The sequence below is a fragment of the Streptomyces sp. NPDC045899 genome (assembly GCF_056431485.1).
Genome location: NZ_JBWKKP010000037.1, coordinates 39,231 through 62,307 on the forward strand (window position 1 = coordinate 39,231; position 23,077 = coordinate 62,307).

The window sequence follows — 23,077 nt, forward strand, 5'->3', positions numbered from 1 at the left end:
AACAGGGGCGCGCATGGCCGTCGTGTTCCCGTGAAGCGCCGCCGGTCCGTCTTCCAGCGGGTGCTTCCGCCACTGGTATTCGGGCTGCTGCTGCTTCTCGTATGGGACATCGTCACCCGTACCGGAATGATCGCGGAGTTCTATCTGCCCGCCCCGGGCGCGTTGGCGGACCGTTTCCTCGATGAGGTGCAGAACGGTCTGCTGCTGGACTACACCGAGGAGACGGTGTGGGAGGCGCTCGCGGGCGGCGGCCTGGGGATCGCGGTGGCGCTGCCGCTGGGCTACCTCATCGCCCGCAGCGAACTGGCGGCCGCGGCGCTCGAGCCGTACGTGGCCGCCTCGCAGGCCGTGCCCGCGGTGGCGCTGGCCCCGGTGTTCGCCATCTGGCTGGGCTACGGACTGCTGCCCATCGCGGTGCTCTGCGCCCTGCTGGTGTTCTTCCCCATCCTGGTCAACACCGCGCTGGGGCTGCGCTCACTGGACCAGGACGTGATGGGGGCCGCGCGCGTGGACGGCGTGGGGTGGTGGGGAATGCTCTGGTACATCGAGCTGCCGCTCGCCTTGCCCAGCATCCTCGCGGGGGTGCGCAACGGCCTCACACTCTCCATCACCGGCGCCGTCGTCGGTGAGTTCGTGATGGGCGGGGAGGGGCTGGGCCAGCTGATGACGGTCCAGCGCCAGGAGGCCGACACCGAGGGGCTGTTCTCCACGCTCCTCATGCTCTGCCTGCTCGCGGCCGTCCAGTACACGGTCGTCCGGCTGGCCGAGAAGTTCGTCCAGCGCGACTGACATCGTTCACTCAAGAGGAGACGTAGTGCGTTCTGTGAAGACCTCCACGAGCCGTGCCCGCAGACACCGGGTCACGGGGGCGGCTCTTGCGTCGGTCGTGGCCTTGGCCATGCTGACCTCATGCGCCGAGGAGCCGGAGAGCGCGGGGGGCAAGGGCGGCGAGGGCATCACCGTAGGGCTGACGTACACGCCCAACATCCAGTTCGCACCGTTTTACGTGGCCGCTGAAAAGGGCTTCTACAAGGACGCCGGACTCCATGTGACGCTACGTCATCACGGTGCGGCGGAAGACCTCTTCGGGGCGCTGAAGTCGGGCAAGGAGGACGTGGTCTACGCGGGCGGCGACGAGATGCTCCAGGCCCGCTCCAAGAATGTGCCGGTCGTGGACATCGCCACCTTTTACCAGAAATACCCGGTGGGTCTGATCGTCCCCAAGGACTCCGACATCCGGAAACCGGAGGACCTCAAGGGCCGCAAGATCGGCACCCCCGGCCCCTTTGGCGAGACCTATTTCGGATTGCTGGCCCTCCTGAAGGAGGGCGGCCTTTCCGCCAAGGACGCGAAGGTCCAGAACATCGGCTTCACCCAGCAGGCCGCCCTGACCGGAAAGAAGGTCGAGGGCGTGATGGGTTACCTGAATAACGACGCCATCGCGTTCAAGGAGGCCGGGACCTCGGTACGGGCGATTACGCTCGACTCGGGCGACGAGGGAGAACCGCTGGTCGGCGTGGGTCTGGGCGCCAAGAAGAGCACGCTGGACAAGCGCGGTGACGATATGCGGAAGTTCGTCGACGCCTCCTTGCGCGGTCTGCAGTACATGGCGGACCACCCGGACGAGGCCATCGAGCTGAGCCAGAAGTACGTACCGACCCTGCGCGGTGACAAGCAGCAGAAGAACGCGCGGGCGGTGCTGAATGCCACGATCCCGATGATGAAGAACGACCAGGGCGAGGTGGGGGTCAACGACCCGCAGACCTGGACCCGGATGGCGGACTTCATGTACGACCAGGGGCTGCTGGGGGAGGCCGTGACCCCCGAGGACGCCTACGACAACGGGTATCTGCCGAAGTCATGAGCCGGAGCCGGGGCCGGTAGGGCCCCGGGCCGAGGGGACCGCCGCGGGCGGCGGGCGCTCAGGCGCCCGCCGCCCGTTCGCCGTGTGCCGCCCGCCGGTGCAGCGCCGCCGACACCGCGAAGGCCGCCCCGGCCCCGGCCGCCAGCGCCACCCAGCTGCCCGTCGCCGAGGACTGGGAGATCACGAACAGCCCGATGGCCGGGCCCGAGGCGGTGCCCAGGTTCCAGGCCAGTGAGGCCAGCGCGCTCGCCCGGCCCGTCGCCTCCTCGCCCGACCAGCGCAGCAGCAGCGGGTAGAAGGCCGAGGAGTACATCAGCTCACCCGCCGCGAACACCACCGCGAAGGCCAGCAGCAGTCCGTGGCGCAGCGCGGCCGGGGACGAGGGGCCGGCCAGCGCCGCCGCCAGACCACAGCCGAACGCCCCGGCCCACAGCACCGGTCCGGCCGCCAGGCTCACGGTCTCCGGCAGCCGCTCCAGCCAGCGGCTCAGCAGTGGCTGGAGGGCCACCAGGGCGAAGGAGTTGGCCGCCACAACGGCGCTCACCCAGCCCAGGGTGACGCCCATGTGGTCATGCATCAGCAGCGGCACGGTCGCCTCGATCTGGGTGAAGCCGACGATCGCGAACAGCGCCTGGGCGACGACCAGCAGCGCCATCGGCCGGATGCGCAGCAGGGCGCGGTAGGTCGGCCCGGCCGCGCCGCCGGTCCCCGGCTCCGCGGACCGGTCCCGGACCGCCCCCTTCGGCCGCAGCGCCCGGATCACCACCACGAGGGGCACCGCCGCCAGCGCGTTGGCCAGGTACAGCCAGCGCAGCGTTCCGGCCGGGGTCCCCGCGCCGTGCAGCGCCAGGCCCGCGACCACCGAACCGAACCCGATCCCGGCGTTGTTGACGATGTGCCGGACGGTGAACGCCGTCCGGCGGCCGCTCTCCGGGACGGCCAGGTCCACCACGCCCACGACCGAGGCGTAGAACAGCCCGAAGCCGACCCCGACACAGGCGCCGGAGAGCAGGACCAGGGCCACACCGCCGGCCGGGGCCAGCAGTCCGTACCCCACCGCCAGCGCCGCGCCGCCGATCGCCCCCACCCGGTGCGGGCCCCGGCGGTCGGCCAGCGGACCGCCGAGGAGGGCCGCGGCGAAGCTGGCCGCGGCCATCGCGATGAAGTAGCCGCCCGCGGCCCGGGAGCCCAGCCCCAGCATCCGGCTGATGTAGATCGAGGTGAACGGGAAGCACAGGCCGTTGCCCACGCTGGAGAGCAGCAGTACGCCCATGAGCAGGATGAACCGCCGCCCGAGGGGGGTACGGGCGGCGGACCGGGCCCCGGACACCCCGGAATCGGTGCCGGTCACGTGCCGAGCGCGGCGCGCACTGTGAGCAGCTCCTCGACCGTGCGCAGGTCGTAGGGCGCGGGCAGGGACAGCACCACGTGCACCGCCCCGGCCTCGGCGAACCCCTCGACCAGCGGCAGCTGGTCCGGGTTGACCATGACCGTACGGGCGACCTCACCGGGGTCGCGGCCGACCCGCTCGCACCACTGGTCCAGCACCCCGCTCAGCTCGCGGAACTCGGCGACCGGGTCCTCGGAGGCCCAGCCGTACCAGTTCCACCAGTCGGCCTCGCGGGCGACCAGCTCCAGGGTGCGCCGCCGTCCGCCGCCGCCGATCAGCACCGGCAGCTTCCCGGCGGGCCCGGGGTTGAGCTGGGCCAGCCGCTCCTTGACGGTCCGTACGGCGGTGGCGAAGGCGTCCATACGCGCGGCCGGACCGGGGAAGGGGATGCCGTACTCGGTGTGCTCGGCCTCGAACCAGCCCGCGCCCAGCCCCAGCACCAGCCGTCCGCCGCTGAGCTGGTCCACGGTGCGGGCCATATCGGCGAGCACATGCGGATTGCGGAAGGCGGTGCAGCTCACCAGCGGTCCGATGGCGGCCCGCCGGGTCTCGACCGCCATCGCGGACAGCAGCGACCAGCACTCGTAGTGGCGTCCGGCCGGATCGCCGGTGTGCGGGAGGAAGTGGTCCCAGGTCCACAGGGAGTCGACGCCGAGGGCGTCGGCCTCGCGCCAGGCGGTGCGCAGTTCCGCGATGCCGGTGTGCTGGGGGTGGAGTTGTACGCCTACGCGCAGGGACACGACGGTCCTTTCTCGGAGGTGCTCGGGTGGTTCGGCCGCGGTGCGGGACCCCGCCCCGTCGCGGGTGCGGGTCCCCGGCCCGTCACGGGGTGACGACGACCCGGTAGACGGGGGTCTCGGCGGTCTGCCGGAGCGCCTTCTCCACCTCGTCGAGCGCGTAGCGGGCGGTGACCAGCGACTCGAGCCGTTCGGAGAGGCCGCCGCCGCGCAGCAGTTCGGCCGCGGCCCGCCAGTCGTCGGGCTCGTGGCTGAAGGAGCCGGTCACGGTGAGCTGGCGGCGGTGCACCTCGTAGCCGGGCAGTTCGGCGGGCGGGCCGTCGGGGCCGCCGCCGAAGAGCACGATGGTGCCGCCGTCGGCGACGGCGGCCAGGGCGGAGGCGATGGACTCCCTGGACGCGATGGTCACGAACACCACGTCGGCGGGCGGGAGGCTGTCGACGTCCCCGGGGGTGACGGCCGCGTCGGCCCCGGCCCCGGCGATGGCGGCGAGCCGCCGCTCGTCACGTTCGACCACACAGACGCCGCGGGCCTGGAGGTGCCGGGCGACGGCCAGGTGCAACTGGCCCATGTAGCCCGCGCCGATCACGGTGACCCGGTCACCGGCGCGGAATCCGCCGCGGCGCAGTGAGTGGACCACACAGGCCAGCGGTTCGCCCATGGCGGCCACGGCGGGGTCGGTGTCGCCCACGGACCACACCCGGGAGGCGGGCAGCACGATGTACTCGCCCAGGCCCGCGCCCATGGCGATGGCGCCGTCCTCGCGGACCTGGCCCTGGAGGGCGACACAGATGGCGGACTGACCGCGGCGGCAGGCTCGGCAGGTGCCGCAGCGGGGGAGCCCGTCGAGGGTGACCAGGGAGCCGACGGCGGGCATGTCCTCCAGATCGGCGGCCTTGGGCCCGACCTTCTCCACCCAGCCGGATATCTCATGGCCGGCGGCGGCCGGGTAAACGTTCATGCGCCCGGCGTACAGATTGGCCTCCATGGTGCAGATGCCGCACGCGGCGATGCGTACGAGCACCTCGGAGTCGCCCACGTCGGGCACAGGAATCTCTCTGATGTCCACCTGGCCTGGCGCGGTGATGACTGCGGTGCGCATGGGAACTGCCTTCCGGATCAAGGACGTTGTGCCCGGAGGCTATGCCGCGGCGTCACCCGTGGCAAGAAAAGATCAGTGGCCGGAACCTGACGCCGAGGAGGTGCGCCGGAAGGTCCACCAGATGATGCCGGCCCCGGCCGCCGCGGCGATCGCGCCGACGACGGAGGCGACGTGCATGGCGTGGACGAACCCCTGGTCGGCGAGGTCGGACAGCTGCGGCATCCGCAGCCGGTCGCCGATCATCCGGGTGGCCTCTGGGGACTCCTTCGCGGAGTCGGCGGTACCCCGGGGGAGCCGGTCCAGACCGGGGGTGATCCGGTCACGGTAGACGGTGACCAGGACGGAGCCGAGGACGGCGACCCCGAGGACGCCGCCGATCTGGCGCATCGCGTTGTTGACGGCCGATCCGGCGCCGGTGCGGTCGGCGGGCAGCACCGACATGATGGCCTCGGTGGTGGGGGCCACGGCCGCGCCCATCCCCAGGCCCTGGAGTACGAGGAAGACCCAGAACAGCGGCAGTCCGCTGTGCTCGTCGAGGAAGACATAGGCGAAGAAGCCGGTGGTGGCGATGAGCATGGCGGTGGTGACCACCGCCCGGACCCCGTACGCCCGGACCAGCTTGGCGGAGAGCGGGGCACCGAGTAAGACGCCCAGGGCCACCGGGGCGATGGACAGTCCGCACTCCAGCGGGGTCTGCCCGTGCACCCCCTGGAGGTAGAAGCTGGTGTAGTACATCGAGCCGTTCAGGCCGAAGAAGGTGAGCATCACCGCCACGCTGGCGCCGGTGAACCGGATGTCCCGGAACAGCCGTACGTCGAAGCTGGGGTTGGTCACCCGCAGTTCGACCAGGACGAACACCACCACCAGCAGCGCGCCCCCGATGAGCGCGGCGAGGATGGCCGGATCGGTCCAGTCGTTGCGGTGGCCGCCCTCGATGACACCCCAGACGATGGCGAACAGCCCGGCGGTGGAGAGCACCACGCCCAGCGGGTCGAACCTCTGCCGGACCCGCTGCGCCACCCCGGGCAGGAAGACCAGCGACCCGGCCACGCACAGCACCACGATCGGCACGTTGACCAGGAAGACCGAACCCCACCAGAAGTGGTCCAGCAGCGCCCCGCTGAGCATCGGCCCGGTGGCGATGGCGATCCCGCTGGAGCCGGACCAGATGGCGATGGCGGTGGCGCGGTGCCGCTCGTCGAAGACCTGGGCGATCAGTGCGAGGGTGGCGGGCATGATCAGCGCGCTGCCGACGCCCATCACGCCCCGGGCGATGATGAGTTCGGTCGCCGAGCCCGCGTATCCGGCCCAGGCGGAGGCGGCGCCGAAGACGAGCATGCCGGTGAGCAGCAGCCTGCGGTGTCCGTAGCGGTCCGCGAGCACCCCGCCGGTGAACAGCAGCACCGCGAAGACCAGCGTGTAGGAACTGATGCTCCACTGGAGCTGGTTGGGGCTGGCCCCGAGCCCCTCGTCGGGGTCGGCCAGGGTCTTGAGCGCCACGTTCAGCACGGTGTTGTCGAGCCAGACCGCCAGCTGGGACAGGACGAGCACCGAGAGTGCGAGCCATTGGCGGCCGGTCGGTGAGGACGGTGGCTCGGCCGGTGCGGCGTCGGTCGTCGCGGTGTTCTGTGCAGCCATGGGGGCGGCGCCTTTCGGGACCACGGTGGTGGAGGGGGGTCCGCGTCGTACGTCAAGGGACGGCTTGCTGTCTCATGCGCTGGCTCATTGAGGAAGTTACCAATCGGCCGAGCTGAGGCGCAGCCCCTTGGTGACACCGGCCTGTTCAGCGCCCGGAACGCGAGGGTATTTCCCGGCGAGAACTGTCCTATAAGTAACGATCTTCCTTGCCGTGCGGGGGGTGGCTCGTTACTGTGCGGCAATAGGGAGCGGGGGTGTCCTTTGAGCCATTTCGGAATTCAACTAAACGACCGTACGGGCATTGACGGTATCGACGCTATTGACGGGGGCGGCACGGGCGGACCGGTTCGCCGGGAGCCGGACGCGAGGGCGGACAACCTGGAGCGGGCGCTGGGCGAAGCGTTACGCCTGCTGGAGTCGGCTGTTCACCATCATCGGCGCAGTGCCATGGCGTCCGCCACCGCCGAACTGCCGGTGGCCGGGGAAGCGGTGGCCGGATGGGTGGCGCGGCTGGTGCTGCGGGCCGAGCGCGATGTGATCTGGAGTCTGCCGGAGGTGACGTGCGAGGAGCACGCCCGGCTGATCGCGCAGACACTCACCCAGCTCGCGGGCAAGGGTGTCAGAACGCGGATGCTGTGCCCGGCGCGGGTGATCCGCGGGGCCGCCTGGCAGCGTTCGGTCGGCGCGGTGGAGCGGCTGGATGTCCGCGTCTGCGACGGGGTGCGGCAGGAGCTGGTGGTGGTGGACGGGGGAGCGGTGATCGCGCCCGACGCCTCCCCGGGGGAACCGGGCGGATCCCGGGCCTCGATGATCCAGAACTCGACCGTGGCGGACATGCTGCACCAACTGCTGTGCGGGATGTGGGACACGGCCCAGCGTCCGATGCGGCCGCTGTCCTTCGAGGGCGGTGCGCGCGGCCGGGTGCTGCGCGAGGTGCTGACGCTGATGGCCGAGGGCTACAAGGACGACGCGGCGGCCCGCAAGCTGGGCCTGTCGGTGCGTACCTACCGGCGCTATGTGGCCGACATCATGCGTGACTTGAAGGTCGAGTCACGGTTCCAGGCCGGAGTGCGCGCCGCGCGCGCCGGGCTCATGGAGCCCGACGGCGACTGAGGTCCGCCGACGAGGGCGGTCGGATTCCGGGTGATATGTACGGTCTGCGCGTCAGCTTCCTGACAGTTTCTTGCGCGATCCGCGATCATACGCTTCGGTAACCGGCCGCCCTCGGCAGTTTCATGACAACCGTGTCAGACAACCGCCAAGGTTCCCCGGGCACATGACAGGTAGTGGACTCGGGGGTTGTCGGCTTCGGTACCGGCGCATAGCGTCACTGACAGCTTCGCCGCTTTGCCCATGCCCAAAAATGGAGGTGCGCGGTAATGTCCGCCATCGTCGAAGAGCGCCGGGAAACCATCAAGGAAATCGTCACGGATATCCTTGAGATAGATCCCGACGAGGTCACCGAGGCCAGCCTCTTCAAGGAAGAGCACGACGCGGATTCACTGCGCGCCATTGAAATTCTCGCGGCGTTGGAGAAGAACTTCAACGTGGTCATCAATCAGTCCGAACTCAGCCGGATGGTCAATCTGCGCGGCGTCTACGAGGTGGTTTCCGACGCGGCGGGCTGGTGACGGACTCTCGGCGGATTCGTCGGAAGGCAGAGCGATATGCGTGGTGAGCCGGGTCGCAGGGTGGTCGTCACGGGCCTCGGAGCGGTGTCGGGCATAGGCATCGGCGCCGCCGAATTCCTCGCCGGGCTGCGCGCGGGGAAGAGCGCGGCCAAGCCCATCACCGCCTTCGACACCGAGGGCTTCGAACACGCCGTGGCATGTGAGGTCACGGATTTCGACCCCGAGCGGTGGATCCGCAATGTGCGGCCCCGCACCCTGGGCCGGGCGAGCCAGTTCGCCGTCTCCGCCGCCCGGATGGCGGTGGCGGACGCCGGGCTCCCGGAGGACGAACTGCGGGACCGGCCCTGTCTGATATCGGTGGGCACCACCGACGGTGAGTCCAGGGATCTGGACCACCTGGTCGAGGTGGAGGTGGACCTGGGCCCGGAGCAGATGGACCCGGTCACCGCCCGGCGGGTCCCGGCCGGACGGCTGTCGGCCACCATCGCCCATGAGTTCGGCCTCACCCGCGCCGAGGCCGTCACCCTGCCCACCGCCTGCGCCGCGGGCAACTACGCGATCGGCTACGGCTTCGACGCCATCCGCGGCGGAGACGTGGACATCGCCCTGTGCGGCGGCGCCGACGCCCTGTGCCGCAAGACCTTCACCGGCTTCTACCGGCTGGGCACCATCGCCCCCGAGCGCTGCCAGCCCTTCGACAAGGACCGCAAGGGCATCCTCACCGGTGAGGGCGCGGGCATCCTGGTGCTGGAGAGCCTGGAGTCGGCGCTCGCCCGGGGCGCCCGGATCTACGCCGAGGTCCTCGGCTACGGCCTCAACTGCGACGCCGACCACCCGGTGGCACCCAACCAGGACAGCGTGGCCCGCTGTATGCAACTGGCCCTGGACAACGCGCAGGTCAAGCCGGACGAGGTCGACTTCATCTCCGCGCACGGCACCGGCACCCGGGCCAATGACATCACCGAGGCCCGCGCCATCCACCAGGTCTTCGGCGAGCGCACCGCACCGCGCACCGTCTCCGTCAAGTCGATGATCGGCCACTCCATGGGCGCGGCCGGGGCGCTGGCCTCCATCGCCTGCGCGCTCGCCCTCACCGAGGGGTTCATCCCGCCGACCATCAACCACGTCGAGACCGACCCCGAGTGCGCCCTGGACTGTGTGCCCAACCAGGCCGTCGAGGCCGATCTGCGGGTCGTCCAGAACAACGGCCTGGCCTTCGGCGGCAACAACGCCGTGGTGATCTTCGGCAAGCACGGTTCGGTCGGATCATGAGCCAGCTGGTGACCGGCGCGGGCGCCGTGGCGAGCGTGGGCGAGGGCGTCGACGAGATCTTCCGGGCCCTGTGCGCCGGCACCAGCGGACTCCATGAACTGCGCGGCTTCGACCAGGACCGGTACCGGGGCCGCCACGCCTACGAGATCGACGACCGCCCCACTCCGGGGACGGATGTCCCCGGCCGCGCCACCGCCTGGCTGCTGCGCGCGATCCAGGAGGCCGTGGCCCAGGCCGGTCTCGGCGAGGACCTGAGCGAGGTCCCGGTGCTGGTCGGCACCGGGCTGCGGGAGCTGCGCTCGGCCGAGCTGGCCTGGCGCGACCGCACCGGGTTCGACATCGGGCGGCTGCACTTCGGCCCCGCGCTGCACAAGCGTTTCGGCGCGGTGCGCACCCACACCTTCGCCGGGGCCTGTTCGGCCTCGCTCTACGCCCTCGCGCTCGGCAGCGACCTGCTGGCGAGCGGTGCCGCGGACGCCGTCGTCGTCGCCGGGGTCGACACCCTGACCGAGAGCATGTACGGGCTGCTGGACCGGGTGAACAGCGAACCCCCGGACCGGGTACGGCCCTTCGACCGCTCCCGCCGCGGCGTCCTGATGGGCGACGGCGCCGCCGCGGTGGTGCTGCGCCGCGAGGAACCCGGCGCCGCGGCCGCCGCGCTCGGACGGCTGCTGGCCGTCAGCATGAACTGCGACGCGCGTCATGTCACCGCCCCCGACGCCCAGGGCATCGCCGAGGCGGTGCACGAGGCGCAGTGGCGCGCGGGCGTCAAACCGCGCGACATCGATCTGGTGCTGCTGCACGGCACCGGCACCCAGCTCAATGACACCGCCGAGGCCACCGCCCTGGCGGACGTCTACGGCACGGACGTCGGCGGACCGCTGATGACCGCCATCAAGTCCATGACCGGGCACACCTCCGGCGGTTCCGGCCTGCTCAGCCTGATCGTGGCGCTGCGCTCCCTGACCACCGGACAGGTGCCGCCCACCCTGCACCTCAGCGAACCGCTGCCGGAGGCCGCGGAGTTCCGCTTCGTCCGGGAGCCGCTCAGCGGCGCGGGGCTGGAGCTCGCCCAGATCGACGCGTTCGGCTTCGGCGGGGTCAACGCGGTGGCCGTGGTGGAGAGGACCAGCCGGTGACCGCCGTCCCCGGCACGGTCGTCGTCACCGGAGCCGGCCTCGCCCTGCCCGGCGCGGACACCCCGGACGCACTGCTGCGCGCCGCCGGCCCCGCCGCCGGGCCCTTCGACACCGCCCCCCGGATCGGCCACCGGGGCCACCGCTACAAGGACCGCGCCACCCGGCTGGCGCTGTGCGCCGCCCTCGACGCGCTGCGCGACGCCGCCCTGGTCACCGGCGAGGACGCGGCGCTGGCCGTCCCGGGCGTCACCGTGGGCGTGGTCGGCAGCTCCAACCTGGGCAACCTGGACACCGCGTGCCTCACCGCCGCCACCATCGCGGCGGAGTCGGCCTGCGGTCTGAGCCCCATGAGCCTGCCCAACGCCTCCAGCAATGTGATCGCCTCCTGGGTGGCGATCCGGCACGGGCTGCGCGGCCCCAACCTGATGCTGTGCAACGGGCCCACCTCCGGTCTTGACGCCCTTCACTGGGGCGCCACACTCGTCTCCGCCGGACGGGTCCGCCGGGCCGTGGTGGTCGGCGTCGAGACCCACAACCCGGTCGTGGAGGACCTGGCCGGAACCCCGGCCGCGGAACTGCTGGACGGCGCCGCCGCCGTCGTCGTGGAGGACGCCCGCTGGGCGCGCGAGCGCGGGGCGCGGGCCGCCGCCGTGCTCGGACCGTACGAGCGGCGGTCGGGGCTCGGTCCGTGCGTGGCGGCGCTGCTGCCCCAGGGACCGCCCCCCGGTATCTGGTTCACCCCCGAGCGCCACCACGAGCCCGCGGACGCCGGAGCGCCGGTGCCCGCCACCGTGCCCCGGCACGACCTCACCCGCGCCTTCGGCCGCGCCTCCGGCGCCCTCGGCGTCCTCCAGTGCGCCGCCGCGGTCGGCTGGCTGGCCGCGGGCGGCTCCGGGGACGCCCTCCTCACCTGCGGCGACGACACCGCCGACGCCGTGGCCGGGCTGCTGCTGCGCCCGGTCACCGGCCAGGGCCCCGGCCCGGGCGCTCCCCCCGCGGTGAGTTCAGTGACATCTGCGATTTCAGCGAGTTCAGCGATGGAGAGCCCCTGATGACAGCCGCCGCCCCGCCGATGCGGACCAAAGCCCTGCTGGCCGACACCACCAGCGTGCGGCTGCGCCCGCGCTACGAGGGCTCCAACATCTGCACCTGGATCGGGTTCAAGCACGTCAACTACCTCATCGAGGAAGCCGTGCTGATCCACTTCGCCCGGTGCGGGGCGCCCGCCCGGCTGCTCTACGAGGAGCACGGCCTCGGGCTGGACATCGTCACCCTGAACTCCCGGATCCTGCACGCCTTCCACATGGACGACGAGGCCGAGGCCGAGGTGGTCCCGGACACCTCCGACGGCGACACCACCCTCGGCTTCCGGGTCGTCCTGCGGGTGACCCGGGACGGCTCGTCCCTCAAGGCCGTCACCGCCACCGTGCGCGTCGCGCTGCGCACCGACACCTACCTGGACGCGCCCGGCCCGCCCCCCGGTGAGCTGGCCCGTTTCACCACCGCGCGGCTGGGCGCGGACGCGCCGCCCGCCGGGGTGCCGGTGCCCGGGCTGCCCGCGGACGCCGACGAGCGGGCCGTGCTCACCGCGCTGACCGAGGGCCGTAACGCGCACGCCTGGAAGTGGACGATCCGCTACCCGTACTGCCACTTCACCGAGCGGCTCCAGATGTCCGGCTACCTGCGGCTGATGGAGGAGGCCAAGGACCGTTTCGTCGGCGCCCGCGGTATCTCCATCAAGACCCTGCTGGACGACCGCAGGTGGATACCCGTGGTCCCGCGGTCCGACCTCCGGATCACCGGTGAGGCGCTGATGGAGGAGGACCTCTACACGGTCTACACCGTGGAGGAGGTCTTCAAGGACCTCACCTACACCGCCCGGATGGACTGCTACGTCCTCCGTGACGGCGCCCTCTCGCTCACCGCCACCGGCCGGATCGTGCACGGCTACGCGCTGATCGAGAACCGCCGTGACTGGCGGCTGGTCCCCTTCGACCAGCGGGTGCTGGAGGCCATCGGCGGGAAGGCGAGCGCCCCCTGATGGACGATGTGCTGATCACCGGGCTCGGGGCGCTGTCCCCGCTGGGCTCGGGCGTCGACGCCTTCTGGCGCGGGATGGGGACCGCGGACACCGCTCCGGTGAAGGTGCCCGATCCACTGGCCCGGATGGACCACCCGCTGATGTACCTGGTGCCCGAGGCCGATCTGCCGGACGGACCGGACGAGCTGGACGGCCTCGCGCTCGGCCGGGGTTCGCAGTTCGCCCTGGAGGCCGCGCGGGAGGCCGTCCGGGACGCCGGGCTGGACCGCGCGGGCGGGGTGCCCGATCCCCGCCGGATGGCCGTGATCCTCGGCAGCGGGATGGGCGACACCGACCTCCACGAGCGCTGGTGGACCGGGACCGATCCGGACTCCGCCCGCTGGGCGCCGGTTTATCCGATGGCCTCGGCGGTCGCCTCGTGGATCGGTGCGCAGGGGTCCGCCACCTGTGTCAGCAACGCCTGTTCGGCCAGCGGCTACGCACTGTCCGAGGGCGCCGACCTGATCCGCTCCGGTGAGGCGGACGTGGTCATCGCGGGCGGCGCCGAGGCGTACTCCCGGGTGGCGCTGGCCTGTTTCAACCGGCTGGGCGCGATCGACCCCGAGCGCTGCCGTCCGTTCGCCGCCGACCGAGGCGGCACCCTGTTCGGCGAGGGCTCGGCCGTCCTGGTGCTGGAGTCCGCGGCCCACGCCCGCGCCCGCGGTGTCCGTACCGTCTACGGCCGTCTGGCGGGCGCCGGATGGAGCTGCGACGCGCACCACCCGACCGCGCCCGAGCCCGGCGGCGCCCAGATCGAGCGGGCGATGCGGGAAGCGCTGGCGCAGGCCGGGGTGAGCGCCGCGCCGGGCCAGCGCGGCCTGGGCTTCGTGGTGCCGCACGGCACCGGCACCGATCTGAACGACGTGGTCGAGAGCCGGATCCTGGACACGCTCGCCGGTGGCCCCGGCGCCCGGGCGCCGCTGTACAGCCTGAAGGCGCTGATCGGACACACCGGCGGTGCGGCGGGCGCGTTCGCCGCGCTGGCCGCCGTCCTGATGCTGCACCACGGGACCGTGCCGTCCAATGTGCCCGTCGGCGCGCTCGACCCCGAGTGCCCGGTGCGGCTGCCGGACGGACCGACCCCGGTCACCGCGCCCTACGGACTGGTCAACGCCTATGCGTTCGGCGGCAACAACATCTCGCTCGTCTTCGGGGAGGCCGGGTCATGAGCGGCACCGATCTGGTGGTCGCGGGCGTCGGCACGGTGAGCGCCGACGGCTTCGACTTCCGCGCCGCGCTCGGCCGCCGCGGCTACAAGTACCTGCCCCCGGCCAGCCAGTACTTCCTGGCCGCGGCCAAGCGCGCCCTGGCCGGGGCCGGTCCGGACGTGCTGGAGGCCACCGAGCCCGAGCGGCGGGGCGCCGCGGTGGGCACCAACAGCGCGGCCCTGGCGCTGCACCGGACCATGGACCGTACGGTCACCGAGACCGGGGCCGAGGGGCTGAGCCCGGTCACCGCGCCCTACTTCTCCATCAACCTCTTCGGCAGCCGGCTGGCCACCGAACACGACCTCAAGGGGTTCAACCTCACCCTCACCACCCCCCGGGTGGCCGGGTTCGAGGCGCTCCGCACCGGTCAGCGGGCGCTGGCCGCGGGCCGGGCCCGGCTGCTGATCGCCGGGGCCACCGAGGAGGCGCTGCCCGAGGGGGAACCGGGCGCGGACACCGCGGAGGCCGGGGCGGTGGCCCTGCTGCTGGAGCCCGCGGCCTCGGTCGCGGCCCGCGGCGGCCGGGCGCTGGGGCGGCTGGGCGTCCGCACCTCGTTCCTGCCGCCGCCGATGGCCGCCGCTGACGGCGGCGGGCGGGCGGCGGCGCTGGTCCGGGACGCGCTCGACGCCCTCGGCCACCGGCCGGACGCTCCGCTCGGCGCCACCGCCGTGCTGGACGGCTCCCCGGTGGGGGAGGCGGTCGCGGCGGCGCTGGCGGAGCTCACGGCGGACGAGAAGTACGAACGGGTCCCGGCGGGCGCGGGCGCGCTGGCCCCGGTGGCGCGGGCCGCCGCGGCGCTGGACGGCGCCCCGGGCCGGGCCCACGCGGTCGTCACCGCGGCCGCCGAGGGACATCTCGCCGTCTGCCTGGTCACCCCGGGCGGCGCCGGGGTGAGCGCGGACCGAGAGCCGATGAGCACACCGCGGAGGGCGGACGACCGATGATCACCTCACTCGAAGGATCCTGGTGCCTGGTGCTCGGCGCCTCCAGCGGGATGGGCCTGGCCATCGGCCATGAGCTGGCCCGCGCGGGCGTCAACATCCTGGGCGTGCACTTCGACACCGCCGACGGCCAGGAGAAGGCCGCGGTGGCCCGCGAGGAGATGCGCGCCCAGGGCGTCCAGGCGCACTTCTTCAACGCCAACGCCGCCTCCGCGCGGACCCGTGAGGAGCTGCTGCCGCGGTTCGCCGAGCTGACCGGGGACACCGGGATCCGTATCGTCGTCCACTCGCTGGCCTTCGGCACCCTGCTGCCGTACATCGCGCAGGACGGCGACGAGGGACTGACCTCACGTCAGATGAACATGACGCTCGATGTGATGGCCCACTCCCTCGTCTACTGGACCCAGGATCTGTTCACCGCGGGACTGCTCGGCGCGGGCGCCAAGGTCTACGCGATGACCAGCGCCGGGGGGACCCGGGTGATGCCGCACTACGGCGCGGTGTCCGCCGCCAAGGCCGCGCTGGAGTCCCATGTGCGCCAGCTCGCCCTGGAGCTCGCGCCGTCGGGGATCGCCGTCAACGCCCTGCGCGCCGGGGTGACCCTGACCCCGTCCATGGAGCGGATCCCCGACAGCGAGCGGATCGCCGCGTACGCCACCGGGCTCAATCCGCACCGGCGGCTGACCCGGCCCGAGGACGTGGCCGAGGCCGTCTCCCTGCTCTCCCGCACCGACTCCTCCTGGATCACCGGCAATGTGATCGGGGTCGACGGCGGGGAGCTCCTGACCTGACGGGACACGCACATGACTGACCATCTGCTCATCGAGACCGGCGGACCGCAGACCGGTCCCGCCTGCGAGCGGTTCGTCGGCGACGCGGTGCGGCTGGCCGGGGACGGCCACCGGGTGGTGCTGTTCCTCGTGGAGAACGGGGTGACCGCCGCCCTGCCCGGCGCCTCACCGGCCGTGGAGACCTTGCTGCGGGACGGCGGCGAGCTCTGGGTGGACACCTTCTCGGCCGCCCAGCGCGCCCTGCCCGCCGCCGATCTGCTGGCCGCCTGCCGGATGGTGGAGATGGACGAGGTGGCCGCCGAACTGCTGGAGCCCCGGGTACGGGCGGTGTGGCACTGATGCCCCGGCCCGTACCCCCTACCGATGTGCTGCTCAACCTGCACGGCGCGCCGCACCAGACCGATCTGGTCACCTCCGCGCTGCGGCTGGCGACCGCGCTGCTCGACCGCGGCGCCCGGGTGCAGATCTGGGTGTGCGGCGACGCCACCCGGCTGACCGGCGCCGCGCTCGGCGACACCGCGCCGCGGGACCTCTCCGACCCGGGGCGCGAACACCCCTCGGTGGCCCGCGTCATCCGCGACCTGATCACCGATCACCCCGACCGGCTGTACTGGTACGTCTGCCGCTTCTGCGCCGATCAGCGCGGGGCGGCCGAGCAGATCCCCGAGGTGCGCAAGCGGTCGCTGTTCGTCTACGCCGAGCACGTCCGCGCCGCTGACAAGACCCTGTTCATGGGGGTGTGCTGAGCCATGGCGGACCAGGCACGGTGGCTGCTGATCGTGGAGAAGGCGTACCGGGGCTCGGTGGAGACCCAGTTCGCCGACGCCCTCTACGTCGTCCCCGAACTCCACCGGCAGAGCGGGGGATGCGATCTGGTGCTGCGCGGCCCCGCCGCCGGGTACGCCCTCACCACCGACTTCGCCCCGGAGCTGCGCATCGGCGGCCGGACCCTGGCCTCGCTGCCCGATCCGGGCGCCTCGGTGACCCGGGTGATGGCGGCCGGGGTGACCGTCATGGTCGAGGAGGAAGGGCTGACCGCGCTCGGGCGCACCGCCCGCGACCGGCTGCTGCCGGGCGTCCGCGTCATCGAGGGCGGCGCGCTGGCGTCCCGCTGGCCCGCCTACGAACAGGTGTGGTTCCTGTGACCGCGCCCGCCGTCCCCGCCGCGTCCGCCACCACCGAAGCCACCACCGAAGGAGTCCACGGACCCATGAACACCGCCGCCGGGGCCGTCCCGGTCATCTCGGCCTGGACCGCCGTCTCGCCCCTGGGCCTGAGCGGGGCGGACTTCACCACGGGGCTGCGGTCCGGCCGCAAGGCCGGTACCGCGCTGGACCCCGAGGAGTGGTCCGCGCCGTTCCGGGAGGCGTGCCTCGTCCCCGGCTTCCGTATCCGGGAGATCCTGGGCCGCAAGGGCACCCGCTCGATGGACCGGGCCACCGGTCTGGCGGTGACCGCGCTCCGCGCGCTGCTGTACGGCGGGAACGGCGAGCACACCGCCGGGGGCGGCAGCGGCGCGGGCGAACGGCTGCCGGGCGTGGACGAGCACACCGGACTCGCCCTGGGCACCAGTACCGGCAGCGCCCAGAGCATCATGGACTTCACCCGTGACTCGCTCGTCAGCGAGCGGCCCTTCTTCGTCGACCCGGCCCGCTTCCCCAACACGGTGATGAACTGCGCGGCCGGACAGTCCGCCATCTGGCACGGGCTCAAGGGCCCCAACACCACCATCGCCGGGGGCCGCGCCACCGGACTGCTCGCCCTCCAGTACGCCCTGCGGCTCCAGCGCGCCGGACGCGCGGGACCGGTGCTGTGCGGCGCGGTCGAAGAGTTCTCCTCCGCCCGCGCCTGGCTGGAGTGGCACACCCGCGCCGACGAGGACGCCACCGCGGTGCTCGGGGAGGGCGCGGCCGTCTGGCTGCTGGAGCCGGAGGCCACCGCCACCGGACACGGCCGCCGGGCCCTCGCCGAGATCACCGGTCTGGAGTTCGGCTGCGCACCCGGTGCGGACGCCGTCCGCACCGTGCTCGCCGGCGTGGTCCGGCGGCTGCTGGACCGTACCGGGGTGGCCCCCGGCGAGGTGCGGCTGCTCGCCGACTCCCGGGCCCCCGGCGCCGAGGGCGAGGCCGAACGCGCCGCCCTCGCCGAGGTCTTCGACGGCGGATCGCCGCCCGTGATCTCGGCCGCCGACCTCATCGGCGACACCTGCGCCGCCTCGGCGGCCTTCCAGGTCGCCGCCGTCCTCGCGCTCGCCGAGCGCAAGGACCTCGCCCCCGGCGGGCACGCCCTGGTCACCTCGGCCGACCGGGACGGCGTCGTCGGGGCGGCCCTGCTGCGGATCCGGTGACCCCCGGCCGCCCCGAGCGCACGCACAAGGAGCTGATGGATATGACGGACCGTGAGACGGCCGCCGGGGAACCGGCGGACACCCCACCGCGCACCGCGCTGGTCTTCCCCGGACAGGGCGCGCAGAAGGCGGGCATGGGCGCGCCCTGGCGGGACGCCCCGTCCTGGCCGCTGGTGGCCGGGATCTCCGAGTACACCGGTATCGACGTCGAGGAGCTGCTGCTCAAGGCGGACGACGAGACGCTGCGCCGCACCGACCTCGCGCAGATCGCGGTCTTCACCACCGAGGTGCTGGTGCACCGGGAGGCCAGCGAGGCCGGGGTGCTGGGCGAGGTGGTGGCCTGCGCCGGGCACAGCCTCGGCGAGTACACCGCGCTCTACGCGGCCGGGGCCGTACCGCTCGCCGACGCCGCCCGGCTGGTCGCCGCCCGTGGCCGGGCGATGCGGGCCTGTGCCGAGCGCTCACCGGGCACCATGGCCGCCGTGGTGCGGCTCGGCCCGGAGACCGTGGAGGACCTGGTCGCACGGGTGCGGCAGGAGGGCCCGGAGCTCTGGGTCGCCAATGTGAACGCGCCCGGCGCCATCGTGGTCTCGGGCACCGCGGAGGGTGTGGACCGGCTCGCCGGGCTCGCCGTCGAGGCCGAGGGCAAGGTGATCCGGCTCGCCGTCGGCGGCGCCTTCCACAGCCCGCTGATGGCCGCCGCCACCGACGAACTGCGCGAGGCCCTGGCCGCCGTGCACTTCGCCCCCGAGCACCTGCCCGTGGTGGCCAACGTGGACGCCTGCGCGTACCGCACCGGCGCCCGCTGGCGGGAGCTCGAACTCGACCAGCTCACCCACCCGGTGCGCTGGGAGGCGGGTGTGCGCACCCTGGCCGGGGATCTCGGCTGTACCCGGTTCGTGGAGCTCGGCCCCGGCCGTCAGCTCACCGGGATGATCCGGCGGACCGTCGAGGGGGCCGTGACCCTCTCGGTCGACTCACCCGAGGCGCTCGCCAAACTCACCACCGATCCCCGCTGACGCGGCGGAAGGAGACACCCCCATGGCTGACACCACCACCCTCGACAAGGAAGAACTGCGCACGTTCGTCGCGGATGTGCTGGACGTGGACGAGGCGGACCTCACCGACGACGCCGACTTCGTCAAGACCCTCGGCGTGGACTCGCTCATGGCCCTGGAGGTCATGGTCGTCCTGGAGAAGAAGTACGGGGTCAAGCTGGACGAGCGGGAGATGAAGGACATCACCTGTCTGCGCAAGGTGCACGACCTGCTCGTCTCGAAGCTGGAGAAGTGATGACGACGGCGTCCGCGTGCGGACCGGTCGACGGCACCGTGGACGTCGTCGAACCCGGCGCTCCCGGTGAGCGCCCCGCCCGGTGCGAGGTCCGGATCCCGGAGACGGAGCGGGTGCTCGCCGGGCACTTTCCCGGGTTCCCCATCCTCCCCGGGGTGTGCGTCGTGGAGTACGTCCAGCGCGGTGCCCGCGCCACACTGCCCGGTCCGGTCCGGCAGTGGCGGCTGGCCGCCCTGGAGTCCTCCCGCTTCCTCAGCCCGGTCTACCCCGGGGACACGCTCAGCTGTGAACTGAGCTGGACGCGGGAGGGCGAGGACTGGCGCTGCCGGGCCAAGGCCGCCACCGGCCGCGGCCCCGCCGCCCAGATCCGGCTGCGCTTCACCGGACGGGGAGCCGCCGGATGATCGGGGTCGGCGAGATCAAGCGGATCCTGCCGCACCGCTATCCCATGCTGCTGGTCGACCGGGTCACCGAGCTCGTCCCCGGCGAACGGGCCAGCGGACTGAAGGCGGTCACCTGCAACGAGCCCTGGTACGCGGGGGTGCCGGACGACGCCCCCGAGGAGGACTACCACTACCCGTGGACCGTCCTGCTGGAGTCCTGGTGCCATGTGGCCGGGGTGCTGGTCGCCCGGGAGCGGCCCAATCCGGACGTCCGCACCGGGATGGCCATGCTGCTCGGCGGGGTCACCGACACCGCGTTCCACCGCCCCGTTCTCCCCGGCGACGTGGTGGAGCACCACGTACGGCTGGCCCGCCGGGTCGGCGACACCTATGTCTTCGAGGGCGAGAGCCTGGTCGGGGACGCCACCGCCCTGACCGTGGGGCGGCTGACCATGACGATGCGCCCGGCGTCCGAGCTCACCGACGCCCCGGGCGCCTAGGAAGGAACCACACCGCATGTCCGACAACGAGCGACGGGTCGCACTCGTCTCCGGCGGCTCCCGCGGCATCGGCCGCGCGACCGTACTGCGCCTGGCCCGGGACGGGTTCGACGTGGCGTTCTGTTACGGCTCCAGCCCCGAGGCGGCCCGCACCCTGGAGGAGGAGGCGGCGAAGCTGGACGGCGGCCGGGTGGTCGGCAGACAGACGGACGTCCGGGACATGGCGGCCGTCCGGGACCTGGTCGCGTTCACCGAGGACGAGCTGGGCCCCGTCGACGTCGCGGTGACCTCGGCCGGCATCACACGGGACAATCCGCTGCTGCTGATGCGGGACGAGGAGTGGCGGGGTGTCATGGATGTCAACCTGGACGGCACCTACCACGTCTGCCGTTCCGTGGTGTTCGGAATGATGAAGCGCAAGTCCGGGTGTGTGGTGACCATATCCTCGGTGGCGGGGGTGCACGGCCACGCCACCCAGAGCAACTACGCCGCTTCCAAGGCCGGGATCATCGGCTTCACCAGGTCGCTCGCCAAGGAGGTCGGACGGTACGGCATCCGGGCCAATGTGGTTGCCCCCGGCTTCGTCGAGACGGACATGACGGCGTCGCTGTCGGACAGTGTGCGCAAGGATGCCGAGCAGAGCATTCCGCTCCGTCGCTTCGGCCGTCCCGAGGAGGTCGCCGACATGGTCGCGTACCTGACCGGCGCGGAGTATGTGACCGGCGCGGTGTTCCAGGTGGACGGCGGTGTGGTCATCTGAGCGAGCCGGACAGGACCCGACGGACCGACGAGGGGGACGGACGTGGCAGCCAAGCGCAGCAAAGTGCCGCGCTTCTACTTCAATTTCCGCAGCCCGTACAGCTGGATCGCCTACCGTGACCTGATGGACCGCTATCCGGATGTCGCAGAGGCGGTGGAGTGGCATCCCTGGTGGGAGCCGGACGCTGACGGCGAACGCCGGATGGCCGAGCGGCGCCGCCGCTTCCCGTACACGGCGATGTCGCGGGACAAGCACCTGTACGTCCTCCAGGACGTGCGCAGGCTCACCGCCGACCGCGGTCTGCCGGTCACCTGGCCGGTGGACGTGGACCCGGTCTGGGAGGTGCCGCATCTGCCGTACTTCCTCGCCGCCGACGCGGGGCTGGGCCCGGCCTGGGTCGAACGCGTCTACCGCGCGCGCTGGGAGGAGGGCCGGGACATCTGCGACCGCGGGACCGTCGCGGAGATCGCCGGGGAGCTGGGACTCCCGGCCGGTCCGCTGGCGGACGCGGCCGACGACGCGGAACTGCGCGGCGGACGCGGACTCGCGGCTCTGCTCGCGCTGAGCGAGGACGGGGCGTTCGGCGTGCCGTTCTTCACCCTGGGCTACGACAAGTACTGGGGGGTGGACCGGCTGGCCGTCTTCGCCGACGCGGTCCGCGCCCGGTGCGCCGCCACCGCGGCGACGGGTCCGCCGTCCGGGGACGACCTGCCCGGCGGCGCCGGTGCCGCCGCGGTCCGCTCCGGTGACCACGGGCATGCCGGAGGGTGCGGCTGACACCCGTACCCACCGCCTCCCCCACCTCCTCCAGGCCGCCGCGCCGCTCGCGGGCCACCGACCCCCCACCCGTCCTGACCTGAGACGAGACCGCCCTGACCGCCGACGGACACTCCATCCCCTCCTGGAGGACGCAGATGCCCGAGCCTCCCCAGAAGTCGGCGCGGCCGCCCTCGCTGGCGGCCCGCGCCCTCTCGACCGCGGTGCTTCCGGTGGCCCCGCTGTACGGGGCCTCCCTGGCGTATCTGGCCTTCCATCCGCGCAACCGGGCACAGCAGGCGAACCCCGGCGACCACGGACTGCCGTACACCGAGCTGAAGATCCCGTTCAGTTCCCGGAAGTACGTCCACGCCTGGCTGTGCCCCGGGGCCACGGACCGGGTGGTGGTGCTCGGGCACAGCCTGGGGACGAGCAAGGACCACAGCCTCGGCCACGCGCGGTTCCTGCACGACGCCGGGTACACGGTCTGCCTCTTCGACCACCGCAACCACGGGGCCAGCGGCGACGACCGCTCGCTGCTGGGCCTGGGCGACCGGTTCGCCGGCGATGTCATAGCCGTGGTGGAGCGGCTGCGCGAACGCCATGGCTACGCCACCGCGCGGATAGCCGTCTACGGCTTCGCCTTCTCGTGCTTCTCGGCCATGTGGGCCCTGACGCACGACGGGTTCGAAGTCGACGCGCTGGTGTGCGACAGCGGGCCGGGACACGATGTGGCGCCACTGCTGCGCAAGTTCCTGGAGGCGGAGGCGCTGCCGGTGCCCGCCCCGCTGAGCGCGGAGCCGTCCCGTTCGGTGGTGACCCGGACCCTGTGCACCCTGGGCCCCGCGATGGTGCGGGCCGAGTGGCCGCCTCCGGTGACCGGCACGTTCGCCAAGATCCCGCTGCTGTTCATGTCCGGCGAGCACGATGCGATCGTGCCGCCGTCCTCGGTGGACGCCCTGGCCGAACGCTATGAGCAGGCCGAGACCCACGTTCTGCCGGGTGCCGGGCATCTGCTCGGCCTGGAGACCGATCCCGGGGCGTACGCGAGCGTGGTGCTGGACTTCCTCGAGCGGGCCCTGGGGTAGCAACCTTGACCGTCCTCGCCGGGCGGTACTTCTGATGGGAAGAGGGAAGAGAGAGCATGCAGAAGGTGCTCATCGCCAACCGTGGCGAGATCGCTGTCCGTGTTGCCCGTGCCTGTCGGGATGCCGGGATCGCGAGCGTGGCCGTCTACGCCGATCC

At 72.5% G+C, this 23,077-nt stretch carries 27 protein-coding genes; 23 read left to right on the plus strand and 4 right to left on the minus strand.

The window, feature by feature from the left end; translation table 11 throughout:
• Window positions 1–225 precede the first annotated feature (225 nt).
• On the plus strand, window positions 226–789 hold the full coding sequence (locus AC07FT_RS34135; protein WP_254751326.1) for an ABC transporter permease: 564 nt from the start codon (window positions 226–228) through the stop codon (window positions 787–789).
• Window positions 790–823: 34 nt separating this feature from the next.
• Complete coding sequence (locus AC07FT_RS34140) at window positions 824–1,864, plus strand: ABC transporter substrate-binding protein (protein WP_479179982.1); 1,041 nt, start codon at window positions 824–826, stop codon at window positions 1,862–1,864.
• A 58-nt stretch (window positions 1,865–1,922) separates the two neighbouring features.
• Here AC07FT_RS34140 and AC07FT_RS34145 read toward each other — a convergent pair whose 3' ends face one another.
• The 4 genes from AC07FT_RS34145 to AC07FT_RS34160 form a co-directional block, all read right to left on the minus strand.
• Window positions 1,923–3,215 carry an MFS transporter gene (locus tag AC07FT_RS34145; protein WP_479179983.1) on the minus strand — a complete coding sequence of 431 codons (1,293 nt, stop codon included), beginning with the start codon at window positions 3,213–3,215 and terminating at the stop codon, window positions 1,923–1,925.
• The gene (locus AC07FT_RS34150) at window positions 3,212–3,994 is read right to left on the minus strand and encodes an LLM class F420-dependent oxidoreductase (protein WP_479179984.1); all 783 of its coding nucleotides are present in this window, start codon (window positions 3,992–3,994) and stop codon (window positions 3,212–3,214) included. The genes AC07FT_RS34145 and AC07FT_RS34150 overlap by 4 nt, the downstream gene beginning before the upstream one ends.
• 82 nt (window positions 3,995–4,076) lie before the next feature.
• On the minus strand, window positions 4,077–5,093 hold the full coding sequence (locus AC07FT_RS34155; protein ID WP_254751200.1) for a zinc-dependent alcohol dehydrogenase: 1,017 nt from the start codon (window positions 5,091–5,093) through the stop codon (window positions 4,077–4,079).
• A 72-nt stretch (window positions 5,094–5,165) separates the two neighbouring features.
• Entirely contained in the window at window positions 5,166–6,731 is a 1,566-nt protein-coding gene (locus AC07FT_RS34160) for an MFS transporter (RefSeq protein ID WP_479179986.1), read from the minus strand.
• A gap of 447 nt (window positions 6,732–7,178) precedes the next feature.
• On the opposite strand from AC07FT_RS34160, the gene AC07FT_RS34165 reads away from it, so the two are divergent.
• The 21 genes from AC07FT_RS34165 to AC07FT_RS34265 form a co-directional block, all read left to right on the plus strand.
• Window positions 7,179–7,844, plus strand: a complete 666-nt coding sequence (locus tag AC07FT_RS34165; protein ID WP_471202986.1) for a helix-turn-helix transcriptional regulator — start codon at window positions 7,179–7,181, stop codon at window positions 7,842–7,844.
• Between the two features lie 266 nt (window positions 7,845–8,110).
• A complete protein-coding gene (locus AC07FT_RS34170) occupies window positions 8,111–8,362 on the plus strand; it encodes an acyl carrier protein (RefSeq protein WP_254751194.1) in 252 nt (83 codons plus the stop codon).
• Window positions 8,363–8,398: 36 nt separating this feature from the next.
• Window positions 8,399–9,634: a beta-ketoacyl-[acyl-carrier-protein] synthase family protein gene (locus AC07FT_RS34175; RefSeq protein ID WP_479179987.1), complete on the plus strand. Its 1,236-nt coding sequence runs from the start codon at window positions 8,399–8,401 to the stop codon at window positions 9,632–9,634.
• Window positions 9,631–10,773: a beta-ketoacyl synthase N-terminal-like domain-containing protein gene (locus tag AC07FT_RS34180; RefSeq protein WP_479179988.1), complete on the plus strand. Its 1,143-nt coding sequence runs from the start codon at window positions 9,631–9,633 to the stop codon at window positions 10,771–10,773. The genes AC07FT_RS34175 and AC07FT_RS34180 overlap by 4 nt, the downstream gene beginning before the upstream one ends.
• Complete coding sequence (locus AC07FT_RS34185) at window positions 10,770–11,825, plus strand: beta-ketoacyl synthase N-terminal-like domain-containing protein (protein ID WP_479179989.1); 1,056 nt, start codon at window positions 10,770–10,772, stop codon at window positions 11,823–11,825. The genes AC07FT_RS34180 and AC07FT_RS34185 overlap by 4 nt, the downstream gene beginning before the upstream one ends.
• Complete coding sequence (locus AC07FT_RS34190) at window positions 11,825–12,814, plus strand: acyl-CoA thioesterase family protein (protein ID WP_479179991.1); 990 nt, start codon at window positions 11,825–11,827, stop codon at window positions 12,812–12,814. Before AC07FT_RS34185 ends, AC07FT_RS34190 begins: the two co-directional genes overlap by 1 nt.
• Window positions 12,814–14,022: a beta-ketoacyl-[acyl-carrier-protein] synthase family protein gene (locus AC07FT_RS34195; RefSeq protein WP_479179992.1), complete on the plus strand. Its 1,209-nt coding sequence runs from the start codon at window positions 12,814–12,816 to the stop codon at window positions 14,020–14,022. The genes AC07FT_RS34190 and AC07FT_RS34195 overlap by 1 nt, the downstream gene beginning before the upstream one ends.
• On the plus strand, window positions 14,019–15,005 hold the full coding sequence (locus AC07FT_RS34200; protein WP_479179994.1) for a beta-ketoacyl synthase N-terminal-like domain-containing protein: 987 nt from the start codon (window positions 14,019–14,021) through the stop codon (window positions 15,003–15,005). Before AC07FT_RS34195 ends, AC07FT_RS34200 begins: the two co-directional genes overlap by 4 nt.
• On the plus strand, window positions 15,002–15,793 hold the full coding sequence (locus tag AC07FT_RS34205; RefSeq protein ID WP_479179995.1) for an SDR family oxidoreductase: 792 nt from the start codon (window positions 15,002–15,004) through the stop codon (window positions 15,791–15,793). The genes AC07FT_RS34200 and AC07FT_RS34205 overlap by 4 nt, the downstream gene beginning before the upstream one ends.
• Window positions 15,794–15,805: 12 nt before the next feature.
• Complete coding sequence (locus tag AC07FT_RS34210) at window positions 15,806–16,132, plus strand: hypothetical protein (protein WP_479179996.1); 327 nt, start codon at window positions 15,806–15,808, stop codon at window positions 16,130–16,132.
• Complete coding sequence (locus AC07FT_RS34215) at window positions 16,132–16,539, plus strand: hypothetical protein (protein WP_479180011.1); 408 nt, start codon at window positions 16,132–16,134, stop codon at window positions 16,537–16,539. The genes AC07FT_RS34210 and AC07FT_RS34215 overlap by 1 nt, the downstream gene beginning before the upstream one ends.
• 3 nt (window positions 16,540–16,542) lie before the next feature.
• Window positions 16,543–16,938, plus strand: coding sequence for a hypothetical protein (locus AC07FT_RS34220; protein ID WP_479179997.1), 396 nt, complete (start codon window positions 16,543–16,545; stop codon window positions 16,936–16,938).
• A gap of 65 nt (window positions 16,939–17,003) precedes the next feature.
• On the plus strand, window positions 17,004–18,140 hold the full coding sequence (locus tag AC07FT_RS34225) for a beta-ketoacyl synthase N-terminal-like domain-containing protein (protein ID WP_479179999.1): 1,137 nt from the start codon (window positions 17,004–17,006) through the stop codon (window positions 18,138–18,140).
• Window positions 18,141–18,181: 41 nt separating this feature from the next.
• Window positions 18,182–19,159 carry an ACP S-malonyltransferase gene (locus tag AC07FT_RS34230; protein WP_479180000.1) on the plus strand — a complete coding sequence of 326 codons (978 nt, stop codon included), beginning with the start codon at window positions 18,182–18,184 and terminating at the stop codon, window positions 19,157–19,159.
• A gap of 22 nt (window positions 19,160–19,181) precedes the next feature.
• Window positions 19,182–19,433 (plus strand): acyl carrier protein, encoded by a 252-nt coding sequence (locus tag AC07FT_RS34235; protein ID WP_471202965.1) that lies wholly within the window; start codon window positions 19,182–19,184, stop codon window positions 19,431–19,433.
• Entirely contained in the window at window positions 19,433–19,837 is a 405-nt protein-coding gene (locus AC07FT_RS34240) for a 3-hydroxyacyl-ACP dehydratase FabZ family protein (protein WP_479180001.1), read from the plus strand. Before AC07FT_RS34235 ends, AC07FT_RS34240 begins: the two co-directional genes overlap by 1 nt.
• Window positions 19,834–20,316, plus strand: a complete 483-nt coding sequence (locus tag AC07FT_RS34245) for a 3-hydroxyacyl-ACP dehydratase FabZ family protein (RefSeq protein WP_479180003.1) — start codon at window positions 19,834–19,836, stop codon at window positions 20,314–20,316. The genes AC07FT_RS34240 and AC07FT_RS34245 overlap by 4 nt, the downstream gene beginning before the upstream one ends.
• A 16-nt stretch (window positions 20,317–20,332) precedes the next feature.
• The gene (fabG, locus tag AC07FT_RS34250; protein WP_479180004.1) at window positions 20,333–21,076 is read left to right on the plus strand and encodes a 3-oxoacyl-ACP reductase FabG; all 744 of its coding nucleotides are present in this window, start codon (window positions 20,333–20,335) and stop codon (window positions 21,074–21,076) included.
• Window positions 21,077–21,118: 42 nt separating this feature from the next.
• Window positions 21,119–21,853: a DsbA family protein gene (locus AC07FT_RS34255; RefSeq protein ID WP_471202959.1), complete on the plus strand. Its 735-nt coding sequence runs from the start codon at window positions 21,119–21,121 to the stop codon at window positions 21,851–21,853.
• 137 nt (window positions 21,854–21,990) lie between these two features.
• Entirely contained in the window at window positions 21,991–22,920 is a 930-nt protein-coding gene (locus tag AC07FT_RS34260) for an alpha/beta hydrolase (protein ID WP_479180006.1), read from the plus strand.
• 56 nt (window positions 22,921–22,976) lie between these two features.
• A partial coding sequence (locus tag AC07FT_RS34265; RefSeq protein WP_344316556.1) for a biotin carboxylase N-terminal domain-containing protein occupies window positions 22,977–23,077 on the plus strand: 101 nt, incomplete at its 3' end.